The sequence below is a fragment of the Bradyrhizobium sp. P2_E8 genome (genome assembly GCF_056403875.1).
Genome location: NZ_JBFUES010001451.1, coordinates 1 through 1338, shown reverse-complemented (window position 1 = coordinate 1338; position 1338 = coordinate 1). Strand labels below are relative to the sequence as shown.

General features: G+C 67.3%; 1 protein-coding gene and 2 pseudogenes. 1 reads left to right on the top strand and 2 read right to left on the bottom strand.

All coding sequences use genetic code 11. From position 1 onward, the window contains the following. Nucleotides 1–190 (top strand): annotated as a pseudogene (locus tag AC1D00_RS41335) (tungsten ABC transporter substrate-binding protein); the annotation flags it as partial. Here the strand turns inward: AC1D00_RS41335 and AC1D00_RS41330 are convergent. Both AC1D00_RS41330 and AC1D00_RS41325 read right to left on the bottom strand, forming a co-directional pair. Then, nucleotides 164–862: an ABC transporter permease gene (locus tag AC1D00_RS41330; RefSeq protein WP_135176715.1), complete on the bottom strand. Its 699-nt coding sequence runs from the start codon at nt 860–862 to the stop codon at nt 164–166. The pseudogene AC1D00_RS41335 and the gene AC1D00_RS41330 overlap by 27 nt on opposite strands. Nucleotides 863–1077: 215 nt before the next feature. Next, nucleotides 1078–1338 (bottom strand): annotated as a pseudogene (locus tag AC1D00_RS41325) (aquaporin family protein); the annotation flags it as partial.

Sequence of the window (1338 nt, the reverse complement as noted above, 5' to 3'; positions counted from 1 at the left end):
GACCGAGGGCGACAAGCGGCTCTTCAACCAGTACGGCGTCATGCTGGTGAATCCGGCAAAGCATTCCAACGTGAAGGCGCAGGATGGGCAGGCCTTCATCGACTGGCTGGTCTCCCCGAAGGGACAGCAGGCGATAGCCGGCTACAAGGTCGGCGGCGAGCAGCTATTTTTCCCCAACGCGGCCAACTAGCAAGAATGCGACGGTCGACACCGCCACACTGAGCGCGAGCAGGATCAGCCCGAGCCCCAGCGCCAGCGGCAGGTCGCCCTTGCTGGTTTCCAGCGCGATGGCGGTCGTCATCGTACGCGTGAAGCCACGGATATTGCCGCCGACGACGATAATGGCGCCGACCTCGGCGATGGCACGCCCGAAGGCCGCGAGAAAGGCCGTCAGCAGCGAGGTCCGTCCCAGCGCGAACAGGAGCCCCATGCTGCGCAGGAACGACAGCCCGTCGATCCGCGCCAGGTCGCCATACTCCGCCCAGAGCAGGCTCGCAGGCCGATGCACCAGCGCCACCACGATCGGTGTCGCGAGCAGCGTCTGCGCAATCACCATGGCCGCCGGCGTGAACAGCAGGCCGGCCGCCCCGAGCGGGCCGGACCGTGACAGCAGCAGATAGAGCGCGAGCCCGACCACGACCGGTGGCAGGCCGAGCAGCGCATTGGTCAGCACAATGATGACCTGACGTCCGCGGAAACGGGCGATCGCCAGCAAGGCGCCGAACGGTGCACCGATCAGCAGCGCGACGATGCTCGCGGTCAGGCTGACACGCACCGACAAGGCGACGATGCCCATAAGCTCGGAATCGGCCTCGCCGATCAGTGCGAAGGCGGCACCCGCGGATCGTGCGAAGTCGTTCATCCGCGCCTGAACTTCAGCGGTCGGGCGTAGGCCTCCGGGGCGTCGAGGTCGAGGCTGCAAAAGCGCGTCACGGGCTGGTCCCTGCAAGTTTCGTTATGTGGAGCAAAAGCAGCGAGGCACCGCCGCCATGGGAGGCGGCTCACAGAATACCTGGCAGGAGCGTTTTGAAAACCCGCTTCATCCGGCCGCGAATGCCGCAGCTGCGGGATCGGGCGTCACGACGCGAGCGGCCGGGCGCCCCGCTTCGCCGGGGCACCGCCCCACAGCCAGCCTGCGAGCGGAACGGCAAGAAGTGCCCCGGCGATCTGCGCGGCGATGAAGGCCGGCACCCCCTGCGGGGCGATCCCTGCGAAGGTATCGGACAGCGACCTGGCGATGGTGACCGCCGGATTGGCAAAGGACGTCGAGGCCGTGAACCAGTACGCCGAGGTGATGTACAGGCCGACCGCGTAAGGAACGGCGGCGGGCGTTCGAGA